The sequence below is a fragment of the Mycobacterium sp. NGS54 genome, assembly GCF_059812465.1.
On sequence record NZ_JCALCS010000001.1, the window covers coordinates 142,342 to 158,550 of the forward strand.

Below are 16,209 nucleotides of genomic sequence, written 5' to 3' on the forward strand. Positions count from 1 at the left end.
TCGCCGCTGCCGTGACGGGCCGGCGTTCGTGGCTGCCCGGATTCGGCGCACTACTGCTGGTGGCCCACCGATCCCCCCCAACCGGAAGGAAGCAGAGCGTGAAACCCTCGATTCTGGCCGCGACCACCGTCGCCGTCGCCGTAGCCGCCGGCACCGGAAGCATCGCCAGCCCAAAGCGCGTGCCCGCCTGGTACTCCCGGCTCCGCAAGCCGCCCTATCAGCCGCCCGGCATCGCGTTCCCCCTCGTCTGGACCACGCTCTACACCGACATCGCGGCGACGTCCGCGGTAGCCATCGACCGGTTGCAGGCTGCGGGACAGATCGGTGCCGCCCGCCGCTACGCCGCGGCGCTCGGCGTGAACCTGGCGCTGAACGCCGGCTGGAGCTGGCTGTTCTTCCGCTATCACAAGCTCGGCGCTTCCGCGCTGGGCGCCGCGGCACTGACGGCCAGCAGCGCCGACCTGACGCGGCGGGCCGCGCAGGCCGACCCGCGGGCCGGCCTGGCGCTGTCCCCCTACGCGCTGTGGTGCGCATTCGCCACCGTCCTGGCCACCCACGTGTGGCGGCTCAACCGCTGAATCATGCCGACGCTGTTGTGGTTTCGCCGAGACCTGCGGTTGCGCGATCACCCCGCCCTGGCCGCGGCCGCCGAAAACGGCGCGGAAGTGCTCGCCTGTTTCGTCCTCGATCCGCGGCTGGAGGCCTCGTCGGGCGCGCGCCGGCTGCAATTCCTGGGCGACTCGCTGCGCGGGCTGCGCGAGGACCTCGACGGCCGGCTGCTGGTGGCCCGCGGGCGGCCCGAGACGCTGATCCCGCGCATTGCCGAGGAAATCGGCGCGTCGTCGGTGCACGTCTCACAGGACTTCGCGCCGTACGGAAGGCGCCGCGACGAACGGGTGGGCGCGGCGCTGAATTGCGTGCCGCTGGTGGCGACGGGGTCGCCGTACCTGGTTTCACCCGGCCGCGTCACGAAGGCCGACGGCTCCCCGTATCAGGTGTTCACGCCGTTTCTGCGCCGGTGGCGCGACGTCGGCTGGCGGGCGCCGGCGAAATCGAGCGCCGCCTCCGCGCGCTGGCTCGATCCGGCGCAGGTCGGGATCGAGCGGTGCGAGATCCCCGACCCCGGCGCCGCGCTCGACGTGGCGGCCGGTGAGGGCGCGGCGCGCACGGCCTGGAAGTCGTTCGTGGACAACGGCTTACAACGCTACGACCGCGACCGGCCCGACCTGGCGGGCACCAGCCGGATGTCGGCGCACCTGAAGTTCGGGTGCATCCATCCCCGCACCATGGTCGCCGACCTCGACCTGCGTGGCGCCGGGGCGCAAGCCTTTCTGCGGGAGTTGGCATTTCGCGACTTCTACGCCGACGCGCTGTACCACCGGCCGGCCAGCGCGTGGCGCAACTGGAACAGCCGGTTCGACGACATCCCGACCGACACGGGGCCCGAAGCCAGGCGGCGCTTCGAGGCGTGGAAAGCCGGCCAGACCGGGTTTCCCTTCGTCGACGCCGGGATGCGTCAGCTTCGCGAGACCGGCTTCATGCACAACCGGGTGCGGATGATCGTCGCGTCGTTTCTGGTCAAGGACCTTCATCTGCCGTGGCAGTGGGGCGCGGAATGGTTCCTCGATCAGCTCGTCGACGGCGACATGGCCAACAACCAGCATGGCTGGCAGTGGTGCGCCGGATCGGGCACCGACGCCGCGCCGTACTTCCGGATCTTCAACCCGCGCGCGCAGGGCGAGAAGTTCGATCCGGCGGGCGACTACATCCGGCGCTGGGTTCCCGAATTGCGCGGGGTCGACGACGCGCACCTGAGGAAAGGCGAACGGCCGCACGGATACCCGGCGCCGATCGTCGACCACGGCGCCGAGCGCGCCGAGGCGCTGCGCCGCTACCAGAGCATCTGAGCGATTTCTTGGACCCGAAGCTGGTTGGCATGCAATTATCAGCCGACTCACAGTTCTCGTCGATCTCGCCCACGGGAGGCGCCATGGCTCGCTCGGTCGTTCGGACGTTGTTGGTTGCGGGTGCTGCCGCGGGGCTGATGGCCAGCGCCGGCGCCTGTTCGTGCTCGGTCTCATCGAAGCACGCGGTGAGCAAGGGCGACGTCGCCAACCAGATCACCTCCAAGCTGACCGACGCCGCCGGCAACAAGCCCGAATCGGTGGACTGCCCGAACGACCTGCCGGCCGCGGTCGGGGCGCAGCTGAACTGCACGATGAAGGTCAAGGACCAGACGTTCAACGTCAATGTGACCGTGACCAGTGTCAACGGCAACGACGTCAAGTTCGACATGGTCGAGACGGTCGACAAGAACCAGGTCGCCAAGATCCTCAGCAACAAGCTCACCCAGCAGGTGGGCCGCAAGCCCGACTCGGTGACGTGCCCGGACAACCTCAAGGGCGTCGAGGGCGCGACGCTGCGGTGCGAGCTCACCGACGGCGGGCAGAAGTACGGCATCGCCGTCACCGTCACCAGCGTCGACGCGGGCGACGTCAGCTTCGACTACAAGGTCGACGACCACGCCGAATAAGGCGAACTAACGGGCCGCCTTCTTGCGTTCGATGTCGGCCAGCGCGGCGGCCAGCTCGGCGCGCTGCGCGGCCGAGCTCTCCCAGGACAGCTGCCGGTTCTTGACCACCTTGGCCGGCGCACCGACCGCGATCGAATAGTCGGGGATGACACCGCGCACCACCGCGTGCGACCCCAGCACGCAGCCGCGCCCGACGGACGTGCCGCGCAGCACGGTGACCTTGACCCCGACCCACGTGTCCGGCCCGATCCGGACCGGGGACTTGACGATGCCCTGATCCTTGATCGGCATGTTGATGTCGTCCATGCGGTGGTCGAAATCGCAGACGTAGCACCAGTCGGCCATCAACACCGAATCGCCCAACTCGATGTCGAGGTAGGTGTTGATGACGTTGTCGCGGCCGAGCACCACCTTGTCGCCGAACCGCAGCGAGCCCTCGTGTGCGCGGATGGTGTTCTTGTCCCCGATGTGCACCCAGCGGCCGATCTCCATCTCGGAGAGTTCCGGCGTCGCGTGGATCTCCACGCCCTTGCCCAGGAACACCATGCCGCGGGTGATGATGTGCGGGTTGGCGAGCTTGAACTTCAGCAGCCGCCAGTAGCGCACCAGGTACCACGGGGTGTAGGCGCGGTTGGCCAGCACCCACTTCAGCGAGGCCAGCGTGAGGAACTTGGCCTGGCGAGGGTCCCGCAGGTTCGATCCACGCCAACGGCGGTGAAGCGGAGCATTCCACATGCTCGTCATGGCCGGAAAGCCTATCGGAGCCGCCACGCGTTACCCTCACGTGGACTCGACCGTCGCCCCCGCGTAGAAGGATTTGGAAACCCGAGGTGCTTGCCCGACATCTCCTGCGTGGGCTTCGGCGCGGCTCGTGCGCGGCGCTGGCGGTCGCGCTCGCGGTGGGGCTGGGCGGCTGCGGCAACACCGACTCGTGGGTGGACGCCTCGGCCGCGCAGGGCTGGCCGGCGCAATACGGCGACGCCGCCAACAGCAGCTACACCGCGACCGGCGGGGCCACCAAGCTGTCGCTGCAGTGGACCCGGTCGGTGAAGGGCGCCCTGGGCTCCGGCGCGGCGCTGAGCGCACGCAGCTATCTCGCGCTGAATGCTCAGACCCCGGCCGGGTGTTCGCTGATGGAGTGGGAGGCCGACGACAACGGCCGCCAGCGCTGGTGTGTGCGGCTGGTCCAGGGCGGCGGCTTCGCGGGCCCGTTGTTCGACGGCTTCGACAACCTCTACGTCGGCCAGCCGGGCACGTTCTTCTCGTTTCCGGTCACCCAGTGGACGCGGTGGCGTCAGCCGGTGATCGGGATGCCCACCACCCCAAGGTTTTTGGGGCACGGCCAGCTGCTCGTCACCACGCACCTGGGGCAGGTGCTGGTTTTCGACTCGCACCGCGGCGAGGTGGTCGGCAGCCCGCTCGATCTGGTGGAGGGCGTCGACCCCACCGACGCGGGGCGCGGGCTGGCCGACTGCGCGCCCGCCCGGCAGGGCTGCCCGGTCGCCGCGGCGCCGGCCTTCTCACCGGTCAACGGGACCGCGGTGGTGGGTGTCTGGCAGCCGGGCGCACCGGCCGCGGGGCTGGTCGGTCTGAAGTACCACCCGGGCCAGACACCGCTGATCACCCGGGACTGGACCAGCGACGCCGTCGGCGCCGGCGTCATCGCCAGCCCGGTGCTGTCCGCGGACGGGTCGACGGTCTACGTGAACGGCCGCGACCAGCGGCTGTGGGCGCTGCACGCCGCCGACGGGAAACCGAAATGGTCTGCGCCGCTGGGCTTTTTGGCCCAGACGCCGCCCTCGGTCACCCCGCAGGGGCTGATCGTCTCGGGCGGCGGCCCCGACACGCGGCTGGCGGCGTTCAAGGACGCCGGCGACCACGCCGACGCGGTCTGGCGCCGCGACGACGTCACCCCGCTGTCGTCGTCGAGCCTGGCGGGCGCTGGCGCCGGATACGCCGTCGTCGGCGGTCCGCCCGCGGGCGGCGCACCCGGGATGTCGGTGCTGGTCTTCGATCCGGGCAACGGACACACGCTGGGCAGCTATCCCCTCCCGGCCGCCAGCGGGTATCCCGTCGGGGTGTCGGTCGGCAACGATCGCCGGGTGATCGCCGCCACCAGCGACGGCCAGGTTTACGGTTTCGGGCCCGCATGAATACGCGCAGCCGCCCGGCGAACGTCGTCGCGACCGTCGTCCTGCTGATCGTCCATGGCTTCCTGCTGGCGGCGACGGTTGTGTTGCTCGGCCTGTTCGTCATGGGGACCGACCCGTGCGGGGCCGTGAAGTGTGGCGATCCCGCCTGGATCGACCGCGCCATGATGCTGGGCATTTGGGGCGGCGCCGCCGTCCTGGTCGTCGACGTCGCGGTCGCGGTGTTCCTGCTCATCCGGCGCCGAACGACCTTCTTCGTCCCGCTCATCGGGTGTGTGGTGCAGGTCGGGCTGACGATCGGCGCCGCGGCGATGGAGTCGCTGGCCGGCCCGGTGTGAGCCCGGCTAGATCGCCAGCGGCGGGATGGCGCTGCGAGGCACCTGCGCCTGGGTCGGGCCGCCGAACGCCGGCAGCATCTCGCCCGGGGCGAAGTAGAAGATCAGTTGGTCGTCGGTGATCGCGAAGTTCTGATAGTGCGACGGGTCGAGCCCGGTCGACGGCAATATCACCGCCCCCAGCGGGTTTTGCCGGTTCAGGTCGCGCTGGACGATGGGAAAGATGCTGTCCAGCGGCGGCGGGCCGGGCGCGAACAGATTGTCGAAGGTGATGGGCTGTTTGGTCCCGAGGTTGTAGTTGAACGCCTTGTACCAGGTGGTCGGCCGGGAGCCGCCCAGGTCCTGGAAGAACTTCAACACGACGCTGCGGGTGTTGTGGGGCGGCTGGCCGGCGGTGTGTTGCTCGGTGGTGGCCTCCATCTGGTAGGGCTGGTCGCGTGTCCCGGATCCCTGCGCGACGTTGACGAACCCGTCGCGGTTCTGCGTGATGTAGTCGGCCAAGGCCTGCTCGTCGGGGTAGTCGGCGGGGAACGTCATGTTGAGCGTGTAGGTGGGGCCGGTGGCGCGCACCTGGCACAGCTGCCCGGCCTCGACGGTGCCGCCCAGGCTGCCACACGACGCCGGCTCTGAGACCGCCCGAGGGGCGGCCGGCAAGCCCAACATGACCGGGGCAGCCAGCACCGCGGCAGCTATCAGGAAACGCATCGTCGAATTGTCCTCGCAGATCAAGGGCGGGGCGCCTACCAGGGGTGACCCCGTCAGCCTACCGGGACGCCCGGCAGACGAAGGCCGTCGCACGACCGGCGGCCCCGGAGCCGATGCGGGTGATGACCACCGACAGCGGCCGGTCACCGCGCGGCCGCAAGCGCCGCCGCAGCGCGTCGGGGTCGACGCGCACGCCGCGGACCAGGATCTCGAGCGCGCCGCAGCCCAGCGCCGCCAGGGAGTGGCGCAGCCGGCGCTCGTCGAACGCGACCTGCTCGAGCACCTCGAAGCCCCGCACCCCCGGCGGCAGCCGATCCCCGGACAGGTACGCGATGTCGGGGTCGAGTTGCCACAGCCCGTGCCGGGCGCCGTAGTGGCGCACCAAACCGGCCCGCACCACCGCCCCGTCGGGGTCGACGATCCAGCGCCCGGGCGGGGCCACCGGGCACTCGTCCGGTTCGGCGTCGGTGATCTGTTCCCCGCGATCGAGGACGCTCGCCCGGCGGCGCACCCCCGGTCGCGACAGCCCGGCCGACCACAGGCACGCTTCCCGGACCGATCCGTGATACGACGTCACCTCGATCTCGCCGTCGAAACCGAGGCGACTCAATTCGTCGAAATCGATTCCGGGAGCGCACTTTACGACGAGGTCGCGGTCGGAGTAGGTGTCCAGCACCCGGCCCAGGGCGGGCGCGTAGTCATCGATGCGCAACCGCCGCCGCCCCCCGAGGCGGCGCGCCGGGTCTAGGAGGACCACCGCGTCGCGGGTAACCGGGTGCAGCGCGTCGGCCCGGCACAGATAGGCCGTCGCGCCCAGGTTGTGGCGGGCCATCGCCAGGCGCACCGCGTCGATGTCGCTGCCCACCGCCCGCACGCCGGCGCGGCGCAGCGCGGCCAGCTCGGTGCCGATCGAACAGGTCGCGTCGTGCACGAGACGGCCAACAAGCCGCCCGGCCCGGTGCACGGCCACCGGCGCGGCGGTGGCCTGCTGCAGCGCCTCGTCGGTGAACAGCCAGCCGGAGACGTCCAGCTCGCCCAGCTTCTCTGCGGCGCGGCGGCGCAGCAGCGTCGTCTCCACCAGCACCGGCGCCCGATCCCCGAACCGGGCGCGGGCAGCCGCGATGTCCGCGACCCGCGTCGCGTCGGTCAGCGCGAATTCGGCGACGGCGGCCAGCGCCGCGGCACCCGGTTCCGACCGCAGGTAGGCGACGTCGTCGGTGCCGAAGGCCAGCCCGGCACTCAGGAGGGTTTGACCCCGGTGACCATCACGTTGTAGAACCAGCCCTTCGGCACCACATGCCGCCACATGTTGGCGTCCACCCAGCTCAGCGTCTTCCAGCCGGTGAAGGCGAATTTCGCCCAGCCCCAGCCCAGCCGCCCAGGCGGGACCGCGCACTCGAACGTGCGCAGCGGCCAGCCCAGCATCGCGGCGGTGAACTCGACGGTGGCGGTCTGCACGTCGATCGCGCCGGCGCTCTCCGCCATCCGCTCCAGGTCTTCCGGCGCGAAGGTGTGCAGGTCGACGAGGGCCTCCAGCGCCGCCGCGCGCGACGACTCGTCCAGCTCGGCCTGCGGGCGCCGCCAGCCGCCCAGGCCCGGCAGCCGGGTGACGTTGGTGACGACGCGCCAGGTCAGCGTCGAGAGGGCGCGCGCATACACCTCCCCGGCGTTGCTCGGCTCCCCGGCGAAGACGAACCGGCCGCCCGGGCGCAGCACGCGGACCACTTCGCGCAGCGACAGCTCGACGTCGGGGATGTGGTGCAGCACCGCGTGGCCGACCACCAGGTCGAAGGTGTTGTCCTCGTACGGGATGCCCTCGGCGTCGGCGACCCGGCCGTCGATGTCCAGACCCAGCGATTGGCCGTTTCGGGTGGCGACCTTGACCATGCCCGGCGACAGGTCGGTCACCGACCCGCGCCGCGCGACCCCGGACTGGATCAGGTTGAGTAGGAAAAAGCCTGTCCCGCAACCCAATTCGAGCGCACGGTCGTAGGGCAGCTCCCGGAGCACCTGCTCCGGGACGGTGGCGTCGAAGCAGTCCCGGGCGTACTCGACGCATCGCTGATCGTAGGAGATCGACCATTTCTCGTCGTAGTTCTCCGCCTCCCAGTCGTGGTAGAGCACCTGGGCCAGCTTGCTGTCATGCCGCGCCGCCTCCACCTGCTCGGCGGTCGCATGCGGGTTGGGAACGGCGTCGGTCGAACTCGTCGTCATGCAGGGCAGCCTAATCGGCGTCCGGTGGCCGATCGAAAACGGCGTTGATTCTGGCCTTGGCGGTGGCCAGCGCCTGGGCCGGCCCGTCGAGGAAGCGGCGCGCCCACGCCGCCGCCGCGTCGTAGACGTCGTCGGGGGCCACCATCTCGTCGATCAGGCCCAGCTCCAGGGCCTCCTCGGCGTCGAAGAAGCGCCCGCTGAACACCAGCTCCTTGGCCCGGCTCGCGCCGATGGCCCGGGCCAGCCGGGCCATCGCCCCGCCGCCGGGGACCAGGCCGGCCAGTATCTCGGTGGCGCCGAACTTGACGTTGTCGCCGCTGACGCGCCAGTCGGCGGCCAGCGCGAGGGCGAGGCCGGCGCCCAGCGCGTAACCGGTGATCGCGGCCACGGTCGGCTTGGGGATCGCCGCGACGGCGTCCAGGGCTTCCTGCCGCACCCGGGCCGCGGCATCGGCCTCGCCCGCGCTCAGCGTCTCGAGCTCGGGCGCGTCGTCGCCGGCGGAGAAGATCTCGTGGCCGCCGAACAGGATCACGGCGGCGACGTCGTCGCGGCGCCCCAGCTCGTCGGCCGCGGACACGATCTCGCGGTAGACCTGCCGGGTCATCGCGTTGGTGGGAGGCCTCGACAGCAGCAACATGGCCAGGCCGGCGTCGCGCGACCCGTCGCTGACCACGACGCTGACGAACTCCCTCAAAGCGGCCACTCCATGGCCCCGCCCGATTCGCGCGCCCGGTGGTAACGGTCGGAGTCGAAGAACTCGAAAACCCAATTGTCGCCCCGCTTTTCGAGCAAAGGCTGCACGGTCACGATCTGGCGTTCGACGGCCAGCACGTCGGCGACGCTGCGGCCGGCCAGCGAGTCCAGCTGCGTCCAGGTCGGCGGGAGCAGGATGTTCCGGCCGGCCTCGAAGTCGTCGATGGCGTCCCGCGGCAGCGCCCAGCCCGAACGGTCGGATTCGGTGTTCTGGCCATCGGCCCGTTGGCCCTCGGGGAGGGCGGCCACGAAGAAGTAGGTGTCGTAGCGGCGGGTGCGCTCGGCTTCCGGGGTGACCCAGTTGGCCCACGGCCGCAGCAGGTCGGAGCGCAGCACCAGGTTTTCGGTCCGCAGGAAGTCGGCGAACGACAGCGTCCGCTCGTCCAGCGCGCGGCGCGCGTCGGCGTAGACCGAGGCGTCCCTGACGATGCTGTCCGGATCGTCGGCCGGTCCGGCGAACAACACGCCGGACTCCTCGAATGTCTCCCGGGCCGCCGCGCACACCAGCGCCTCGGCCAGGTCGGTCTCGATGCCGAACCGCTGCGCCCACCACTCGGGCGGCGGGCCGGCCCACGCGATGTCGGCGTTGCGGTCGCGGTCGTCGACGCCGCCGCCCGGGAACACGATCACGCCCGGGGCGAACTCCATCTTGGAATGGCGGCGCATCAGAAAGACCTTCACGCCGCCGGGTGCGTCGCGGATCAGCATCACGGTGGCCGCCGGACGCGTCGGCAGGGGTTCGGGGCGTTCACTCATAAGAGCCTCCGGTGGGCCGCGCGGGTGCGAACGCGTCGGGCGAAATAGCGCCCGTCGACGACGTCGAGGGCGATCGACTGGCCGAATGCCGCGGACAGGTTCTCGGCGGTCAGCACGTCGGACAACAAACCCGCGGCGACCACCTTGGCCTCCGACAGCAGCATGCAGTGGCTGAAGCCCGGCGGCACCTCCTCCACGTGGTGGGTGACCAGCACCAGCGCGGGCGCGTCGGGGTCCGCGGCCAGGTCGGCCAGCCGGGCCACCAGCTCCTCGCGGCCGCCCAGGTCCAGGCCGGCGGCCGGCTCGTCGAGCAGCAGCAGCTCCGGGTCGGTCATCAGGGCGCGCGCGATCAGCACCCGTTTGCGCTCCCCCTCCGACAGCGTGCCGTAGGTGCGGTCCGCGAGGTGCTCGGCGCCAAGGCTTTCCAGCATGTCGATCGCCCGGCGGTAGTCGACGTCCTCGTAGCGCTCCCGCCAACGGCCCAACACCGCATAGCCCGCCGAGACGACGAGATCGCACACCAGTTCGTCGGTGGGGATCCGCTGCGCCAGCGCCGACGAGCTGAGTCCGATCCGCGACCGCAGCTCCGACATGTCGACCCGGCCCAGCCGCTCGCCGAGCACGAACGCGACGCCCGACGACGGGTGCTCGCTGGCGGCGGCGATGCGCAGCAACGACGTCTTGCCGGCGCCGTTGGGCCCGATGATCACCCAGCGCTCGTCGAGTTCCACGGCCCAATCCAGCGGCCCGACCAGGGTGCGTCCGTCGCGCTGCAGCGACACGTTTCTGAAGTCGATCAGCAGATCGGGGTCGGCTGCCTCACTTCCGTTCTCGGGCACCCGCCCATCGTGCCGCACCGCGATCGCCACTAGTCCGGCGGGATCTCCACCCGGCGCACCTGGCCGTCGACCGCGTCGGCGGCCTCGATCTCGCTGCGGGTCACGCCCAGCAGGAACAGCACGGTGTCCAGGTAGGGGTGGCTCAACGACGCGTCGGCGACCTCGCGCAGCGCCGGCTTGGCGTTGAACGCGACGCCGAGCCCGGCCGCGGCCAGCATGTCGATGTCGTTGGCGCCGTCGCCGACGGCGACGGTCTGCTCCATCGGCACCCCGGCCTGCTCCGCGAATTCCCGCAGGGCCTCCGCCTTGCCGGCCCGGTCGATGATCGGGCCGACGACCCGGCCGGTGAGGGTCCCGTCGACGATCTCCAGCTCGTTGGCGGCGACGTAGTCCAGCGCCAGCTCGTCGGCCAGTGGCTCGATGATCCGCCGGAACCCTCCGGAGACCACGCCGCAGCGAAAACCCAAGCGCCGCAACGTGCGCAGCGTCGTGCGGGCCCCGGGCATCAGCTCCAGCTGGGCGGCGACCTCGTCGATCACCGTGGCGGGCAGGCCTTTGAGGGTCGCCACCCGCTGCTCGAGTGACTCCGCGAAGTCGAGCTCGCCGCGCATCGCGGCCTCGGTGATCGCGGCGACGGCGCCCTGCGCGCCCGCCCGCGCCGCCAGCATCTCGATGACCTCGCCCTGAACCAGCGTCGAGTCGACGTCGAAGACGATGAGCCGCTTGCCGCGCCGTTCCAGGGTGTAGCCCTCGACGGCGATGTCGACGCCCTCTTCACCGGCCACCCGCGACAGCGTGTTGCGCAGCGGCCCGTCGGCGCCGGGCGGCACCGACACCCGCAACTCCAGGCCGGTCACCGGATAGTCGGAGACGCCGCGAATGAGGTCGATGTTGACGCCCAGCGCCGCCGCCTCCCGGGCGACCGCGCCGAACGCCCGGGCCGTAATCGGCCGCCCGAGCACGAAGATGGTGTGCGTGGACGGATCCCGGATGATCGGCACGTCTTCGCTGGGTTCGATGCTGACATCGAGACCCTTTGCGCGGACGGCGGATTCGACGTCACGGCGCAGCGCGGGGCCGTCGGCGACCTCGGGCGGGCAACACAGCAGGACCCCGAGCGTCAGGCGCCCGCGGATCACCACCTGTTCGACGTTGAGTAGCTCGACCCCGTGCCGCGACAGCACCTCGAACAGCGCCGACGTCACGCCTGGCTGATCCACGCCGGTGACGGTGATCAGCACCGACACCTTGAGTGGTGAGTTCACTCCCGGCTGCCGCCGCTACTGCTCAGCAGTGGAGCGATCCGCTTCGGTGCGTGGGCCGAATCCCTTCGGCGACTCCAGCGCCGTGGCGTGACGGCCCACGTGCGCCTCGGCGCGCAGCCGTTCCACCATGTGCGGATAGTGCAGCTCGAATGCCGGGCGCTCCGAACGGATCCGGGGCAGCTCGGTGAAGTTGTGCCGCGGCGGCGGGCAGCTGGTCGCCCACTCCAGCGAGTTGCCGTAACCCCACGGGTCGTCGACGGTCACGACCTCGCCGTAGCGCCAGCTCTTGAACACGTTCCACACGAACGGGAACATCGACGCGCCCAGGATGAAGGCCCCGATCGTCGAGACCACGTTGAGCGTCGTGAAACCGTCGGTGGGCAGGTAGTCGGCGTAGCGGCGTGGCATGCCCGCGTCGCCCAGCCAGTGCTGCACCAGGAACGTGGTGTGGAATCCGATGAACGTCAGCCAGAAGTGCAACTTGCCCAGCCGCTCGTCCAGCAGCCGGCCGGTCATCTTCGGGAACCAGAAATAGATGCCGGCGAAGGTGGAGAACACGATGGTGCCGAACAGCACGTAGTGGAAGTGCGCGACCACGAAGTAGCTGTCGCTGACGTGGAAGTCCAGCGGCGGGCTGGCCAGCAGGACGCCCGTCAGGCCGCCCAGCAGGAAGGTGACCATGAAGCCCATCGAGAACAGCATCGGCGTCTCAAAGGTCAACTGGCCCTTCCACATCGTGCCGACCCAGTTGAAGAACTTGATCCCCGTCGGCACCGCGATCAAATACGTCATGAACGAAAAGAACGGCAGCAGAACGGCTCCGGTGGCGAACATGTGGTGCGCCCACACCGCGACCGACAGCGCCGCGATCGACAGCGTCGCGTACACCAGCGTGGTGTAACCGAAGATCGGCTTGCGGGAGAACACCGGAATGATTTCGCTGACGATGCCGAAGAATGGCAACGCGATGATGTACACCTCGGGGTGGCCGAAGAACCAGAACAGGTGCTGCCACAAGATGACACCACCGTTGGCCGGGTCGTAGACGTGCGCGCCCAGGTGACGATCGGCGGCCAGCCCGAACAGCGCCGCCGTCAGCAACGGGAAGGCGATCAAAATCAGGATCGACGTCACCAGGATGTTCCAGGTCATGATCGGCATCCGGAACATCGTCATTCCCGGTGCGCGCATGCAGACCACCGTGGTGATCATGTTGACCGCGCCCAGGATGGTGCCCAGGCCGGCGACCGCGAGGCCCATGATCCACAGGTCACCGCCGGCGCCGGGCGAATGGATCGCGTCCGACAGCGGGGTGTAGGCGGTCCAGCCGAAGTCCGCCGCCCCGCCCGGCGTGATGAAACCGGCCATCCCGATCGTGGCGCCGAACAGGAACAGCCAGAACGAGAACGCGTTCAGCCGCGGGAAGGCGACGTCCGGCGCGCCGATCTGCAGCGGCAGCACCAGGTTGGCGAAGCCGAACACGATCGGGGTGGCATAGAACAGCAGCATGATCGTGCCGTGCATGGTGAACAGCTGGTTGAACTGTTCGTTCGAGAAGAACTGCAGGCCCGGCGTCGCCAGCTCGGTGCGCATCAGCAGCGCCAGGAACCCGCCCAGGAAGAAGAAGATGAAGCAGGCGACGCAGTACATGATGCCGATCATCTTGTGATCGGTGGTGGTGATCAGCTTGTAGACGAGGCTCCCTTTGGGACCCGTCCGGGCCGGGTAGGGACGGACGGCCTCGAGTTCTCCCAACGGCGGGGCTTCGGCTGTCAACAGCTCCTCCAAACATCGTCGGACAGGGCCCGAACCCAGTATTGACTCCGAATCTTAGCCCCCGGAGAACCGCCCGTCAGGGGCAGTCCTACAAACTGTCGTAATAAGGTTCCGAACTCGCCGGATGTTAGCGTCGGACCCGTGCTGGAAAGGCGATCGATCACGGCCACAGCCGTTCTGGCCGTGGCCGTCCTGGCCTGCGGTGGATGCGGTTCCGGCGGCTCCGGCACCAACGCGTCGAGCCGATCGCTGGTCACGCCCACCACCCAGATCGCGGGCGCCGGCGTGTTGGGAAATGATCGCAAGCCCGACGAGTCGTGCGCGCGCGACGCCGCCGCGGCCGATCCCGGGCCGCCCACCCGGCAGGCCCGCAACGCCGCGGGCGTCACCCCCGACACGGTCGCCGTCCCCGCGGAGGCACGGCGCATCGTGGTGCTCTCCGGTGACCAGCTCGACGCCCTGTGCGCGCTCGGCCTGCAATCGCGGGTGGTCGCCGCCGCGCTCCCGGACGGGTCGTCGGGCCAGCCGTCGTATCTGGGCCGTGCGGTGCACGGCCTGCCCGCCGTCGGCACCCGCACCAATCCCGACCTGGCCGGCATCGCCGCGGCCCACCCCGACCTGATCCTGGGATCGCAGGGCCTGACCCCCAAGCTGTACCCGCAGCTCGCCGCCATCGCCCCGACCGTGTTCACGGCGGCGCCGGGCGCGGCCTGGGAGGACAACCTGCGTGGCGTGGGCGCCGCCACCGCGCGCGGCGCCGCCGTCGACGCCCTGATCGGCGGCTTCACGCAGCGGGCCACCCAGATCGGCGCGGCGCACGACGCGTCCCACTTCCAGGCGTCGATCGTGCAACTGACCGCAACCACAATCCGGGTATACGGGGCCAACAACTTCCCGGCCAGCGTGCTCGGGGCCGTCGGGGTGGACCGGCCGGCCGCACAGCGGTTCACCGACAAGCCCTACATCGAGATCGGCGCCACGGACGCCGACCTCGCGAAAAACCCGGACCTGTCCGCCGCGGACGCCGACGTCGTGTATCTGTCGTGCGCCACCCCGGCCGCCGCGGACCGCGCCGCCACCGTGCTGGACAGCAATCCGTGGCGCAAACTGTCGGCCAATCACGACAACCGGGTGTACGTCGTCAACGACGAGGTGTGGCAGGCCGGCGAGGGCCTGATCGCGGCCCGTGGCATCGTCGACGACCTGCGCCTGCTCAACGCCCCGATCAACTAGCCAAGTGGCCCCGAAATATTACCTTAGCTAAACTTCTCTAAGACGAATCGAAAGCAAAGAGGGACATTCATGAGCACAGTTTCGGCGTACGCCGCCACGTCGGCGACCGAACCGCTGGTCAAGACCACCATCGAACGTCGCGACCCCGGCGCGCACGACGTCGTCATCGACATCAAGTTCGCCGGGATCTGCCACTCGGACATCCACACCGCCAAAGGCGAATGGGGCCAACCGAATTACCCCGTGGTCGTCGGTCACGAGATCGCCGGCGTCGTGACCGAGGTGGGCGCCGAGGTCACCAAGCACAAGGTGGGCGACCACGTCGGCGTGGGCTGCATGGTGAACTCCTGCGGTCAGTGCAGCAGCTGCAAGGCCGGGCTCGAGCAGTACTGCAAGCCGGGCGCGACGTTCACGTACAACTCCACCGACAAGGACGGCACGCCCACGCAGGGCGGGTACAGCCAGGCGATCGTCGTCGACGAAAACTTCGTGCTGCGCATCCCCGACTCGCTGCCGCTGGACAAGGCCGCGCCGCTGCTGTGCGCCGGCATCACGCTGTTCTCGCCGCTGCGGCACTGGAAGGCCGGGCCGGACACGCGGCTGGCGATCGTCGGGCTGGGCGGCCTGGGGCACATGGGCGTCAAGCTCGGCGCCGCGATGGGCGCCGAGGTCAGCGTGCTGTCCCAGTCGCTGAAGAAGATGGAAGACGGCCTGCGCCTGGGCGCCAGCCACTACTACGCGACGGCCGACCCGGACACCTTCAAGAAGCTGCGCGGAAGCTTCGATCTGATCCTGAACACCGTGTCGGCGAACCTGCCGCTCGACGACTACGTGAGCCTGCTCGACGTCGACGGCACCCTGGTCGAGTTGGGCATCCCCGAGCACCCCATGCAGGTGCACGCCTTCCCGTTGGCGCTGGCGCGGCGCAGCCTGTCCGGCTCCAACATCGGCGGGATCGCCGAGACGCAGGAGATGCTGGACTTCTGCGCCGCGCACGACGTGACGCCCGAGATCGAGGTCATCGAGGCCGACTACGTCAACGAGGCCTACGAGCGCGTGCTGGCCAGCGACGTGCGCTACCGCTTCGTCATCGACATCTCGACCCTGTAGGGGTTAGGAGACGCCCTCCGCCACGTCGTCGCGCCGGCACGCGATCTCCTCGGCGGCTTCACCGTGCTCGTCACCGGGGATAACCTCGCTGACGTCGATGCCGGCCAGCGGCCAACCGGCGGCGGCCAGCGTGGCGGCCACCCGGATGATGTTCTCGCGGCCGGGGTCGTGGTGGGTGGTCTGGGTGATGAACTCGGAGATCTCGTCTTTGCTGATCGGCCCGTCGCCTTCGGCGCGGTGCTTCGCGATGACGTTGTGCACCACTTCTTCGAGCTGATCCTGGGTCAGCGGCGTGCTTCTGAGCAGGGCGAACAAGGCCACCTGGTCCGGCCCGGGGACGCCCTGGGGGTACCCGACGTCCAGCCAACGGATCACTGACTTGAGAAACTTGGCGTGCTTGTGGTTCTCGTGGGTTGAAGTCACCTAATAAGTCTCACGTTGGCGCGCTTGCGGGGCCCCGCACCGGACCCACTATTCATGCGCCGTTCATCAACCGCTTTAGAAATCCTGGCGCACGATGCCGTGCGGATTCGGCCCACG

At 69.8% G+C, this 16,209-nt stretch carries 15 protein-coding genes and 2 pseudogenes; 7 read left to right on the forward strand and 10 right to left on the reverse strand.

The annotated features are described in order from the left end of the window. The first annotated feature begins 98 nt into the window (after positions 1-98). The 3 genes from AC5Y5E_RS00675 (at position 99) to AC5Y5E_RS00685 (ending at position 2,533) form a co-directional block, all read left to right on the forward strand. Positions 99-578: a TspO/MBR family protein gene (locus tag AC5Y5E_RS00675; RefSeq protein WP_499901097.1), complete on the forward strand. Its 480-nt coding sequence runs from the start codon at positions 99-101 to the stop codon at positions 576-578. A gap of 3 nt (positions 579-581) precedes the next feature. After that, the gene (locus AC5Y5E_RS00680) at positions 582-1,907 is read left to right on the forward strand and encodes a cryptochrome/photolyase family protein (RefSeq protein WP_499901098.1); all 1,326 of its coding nucleotides are present in this window, start codon (positions 582-584) and stop codon (positions 1,905-1,907) included. 83 nt (positions 1,908-1,990) lie between these two features. Beyond that, positions 1,991-2,533, forward strand: coding sequence for an anti-apoptotic protein (locus tag AC5Y5E_RS00685; RefSeq protein ID WP_499901099.1), 543 nt, complete (start codon positions 1,991-1,993; stop codon positions 2,531-2,533). A 6-nt stretch (positions 2,534-2,539) separates the two neighbouring features. Here AC5Y5E_RS00685 and AC5Y5E_RS00690 read toward each other — a convergent pair whose 3' ends face one another. Continuing rightward, entirely contained in the window at positions 2,540-3,277 is a 738-nt protein-coding gene (locus tag AC5Y5E_RS00690; protein WP_068100214.1) for an acyltransferase, read from the reverse strand. Positions 3,278-3,843: 566 nt separating this feature from the next. Between AC5Y5E_RS00690 and AC5Y5E_RS00695 the strand changes: the two are divergent. After that, a pseudogene (locus AC5Y5E_RS00695) lies at positions 3,844-4,536 on the forward strand (outer membrane protein assembly factor BamB family protein); the annotation flags it as partial. Then, positions 4,485-5,021 carry a hypothetical protein gene (locus tag AC5Y5E_RS00700; protein WP_499901819.1) on the forward strand — a complete coding sequence of 179 codons (537 nt, stop codon included), beginning with the start codon at positions 4,485-4,487 and terminating at the stop codon, positions 5,019-5,021. The pseudogene AC5Y5E_RS00695 and the gene AC5Y5E_RS00700, both read left to right, overlap by 52 nt. A 6-nt stretch (positions 5,022-5,027) precedes the next feature. On the opposite strand, the gene AC5Y5E_RS00705 is transcribed toward AC5Y5E_RS00700, so the two are convergent. The 8 genes and pseudogenes from AC5Y5E_RS00705 to ctaD all read right to left on the reverse strand — a co-directional run bounded on the left by AC5Y5E_RS00705 (position 5,028) and on the right by ctaD (position 13,326). Beyond that, on the reverse strand, positions 5,028-5,723 hold the full coding sequence (locus AC5Y5E_RS00705) for an esterase (RefSeq protein ID WP_499901100.1): 696 nt from the start codon (positions 5,721-5,723) through the stop codon (positions 5,028-5,030). Positions 5,724-5,781: 58 nt separating this feature from the next. Then, complete coding sequence (locus AC5Y5E_RS00710) at positions 5,782-7,005, reverse strand: class I SAM-dependent methyltransferase (protein WP_499901820.1); 1,224 nt, start codon at positions 7,003-7,005, stop codon at positions 5,782-5,784. Further along, positions 6,963-7,937: a methyltransferase domain-containing protein gene (locus AC5Y5E_RS00715; protein WP_499901101.1), complete on the reverse strand. Its 975-nt coding sequence runs from the start codon at positions 7,935-7,937 to the stop codon at positions 6,963-6,965. The genes AC5Y5E_RS00710 and AC5Y5E_RS00715 overlap by 43 nt, the downstream gene beginning before the upstream one ends. Before the next feature lie 22 nt (positions 7,938-7,959). Next, positions 7,960-8,631 (reverse strand): annotated as a pseudogene (locus tag AC5Y5E_RS00720) (enoyl-CoA hydratase); the annotation flags it as partial. Beyond that, on the reverse strand, positions 8,628-9,446 hold the full coding sequence (locus tag AC5Y5E_RS00725) for an NUDIX hydrolase (protein WP_499901102.1): 819 nt from the start codon (positions 9,444-9,446) through the stop codon (positions 8,628-8,630). The gene AC5Y5E_RS00725 and the pseudogene AC5Y5E_RS00720, both read right to left, overlap by 4 nt. Next, the gene (locus AC5Y5E_RS00730) at positions 9,443-10,303 is read right to left on the reverse strand and encodes an ABC transporter ATP-binding protein (RefSeq protein ID WP_499901821.1); all 861 of its coding nucleotides are present in this window, start codon (positions 10,301-10,303) and stop codon (positions 9,443-9,445) included. Before AC5Y5E_RS00730 ends, AC5Y5E_RS00725 begins: the two co-directional genes overlap by 4 nt. Before the next feature lie 11 nt (positions 10,304-10,314). Then, positions 10,315-11,550: a phosphoserine phosphatase SerB gene (serB, locus tag AC5Y5E_RS00735; RefSeq protein WP_499901103.1), complete on the reverse strand. Its 1,236-nt coding sequence runs from the start codon at positions 11,548-11,550 to the stop codon at positions 10,315-10,317. A gap of 15 nt (positions 11,551-11,565) precedes the next feature. After that, entirely contained in the window at positions 11,566-13,326 is a 1,761-nt protein-coding gene (gene ctaD, locus AC5Y5E_RS00740; RefSeq protein WP_499901104.1) for an aa3-type cytochrome oxidase subunit I, read from the reverse strand. Positions 13,327-13,470: 144 nt separating this feature from the next. On the opposite strand from ctaD, the gene AC5Y5E_RS00745 reads away from it, so the two are divergent. Then, positions 13,471-14,559: an iron-siderophore ABC transporter substrate-binding protein gene (locus AC5Y5E_RS00745; RefSeq protein WP_499901822.1), complete on the forward strand. Its 1,089-nt coding sequence runs from the start codon at positions 13,471-13,473 to the stop codon at positions 14,557-14,559. 69 nt (positions 14,560-14,628) lie between these two features. Next, positions 14,629-15,669, forward strand: a complete 1,041-nt coding sequence (locus tag AC5Y5E_RS00750; protein ID WP_499901105.1) for an NAD(P)-dependent alcohol dehydrogenase — start codon at positions 14,629-14,631, stop codon at positions 15,667-15,669. Positions 15,670-15,672: 3 nt separating this feature from the next. On the opposite strand, the gene AC5Y5E_RS00755 is transcribed toward AC5Y5E_RS00750, so the two are convergent. Then, positions 15,673-16,092: a DUF3349 domain-containing protein gene (locus tag AC5Y5E_RS00755; protein ID WP_499901106.1), complete on the reverse strand. Its 420-nt coding sequence runs from the start codon at positions 16,090-16,092 to the stop codon at positions 15,673-15,675. Positions 16,093-16,209 lie beyond the last annotated feature (117 nt).

Excerpts from the sequence above, each read along its gene's own strand:
- AC5Y5E_RS00680 (WP_499901098.1), top strand. The coding sequence starts at position 582 with ATGCCGACGCTGTTGTGGTTTCGCCGAGACCTGCGGTTGCGCGATCAC.
- AC5Y5E_RS00715 (WP_499901101.1), bottom strand. The coding sequence starts at position 7,937 with ATGACGACGAGTTCGACCGACGCCGTTCCCAACCCGCATGCGACCGCC.
- AC5Y5E_RS00750 (WP_499901105.1), top strand. The coding sequence starts at position 14,629 with ATGAGCACAGTTTCGGCGTACGCCGCCACGTCGGCGACCGAACCGCTG.
- AC5Y5E_RS00690 (WP_068100214.1), bottom strand. The coding sequence starts at position 3,277 with ATGACGAGCATGTGGAATGCTCCGCTTCACCGCCGTTGGCGTGGATCG.
- AC5Y5E_RS00705 (WP_499901100.1), bottom strand. The coding sequence starts at position 5,723 with ATGCGTTTCCTGATAGCTGCCGCGGTGCTGGCTGCCCCGGTCATGTTG.
- AC5Y5E_RS00725 (WP_499901102.1), bottom strand. The coding sequence starts at position 9,446 with ATGAGTGAACGCCCCGAACCCCTGCCGACGCGTCCGGCGGCCACCGTG.
- AC5Y5E_RS00685 (WP_499901099.1), top strand. The coding sequence starts at position 1,991 with ATGGCTCGCTCGGTCGTTCGGACGTTGTTGGTTGCGGGTGCTGCCGCG.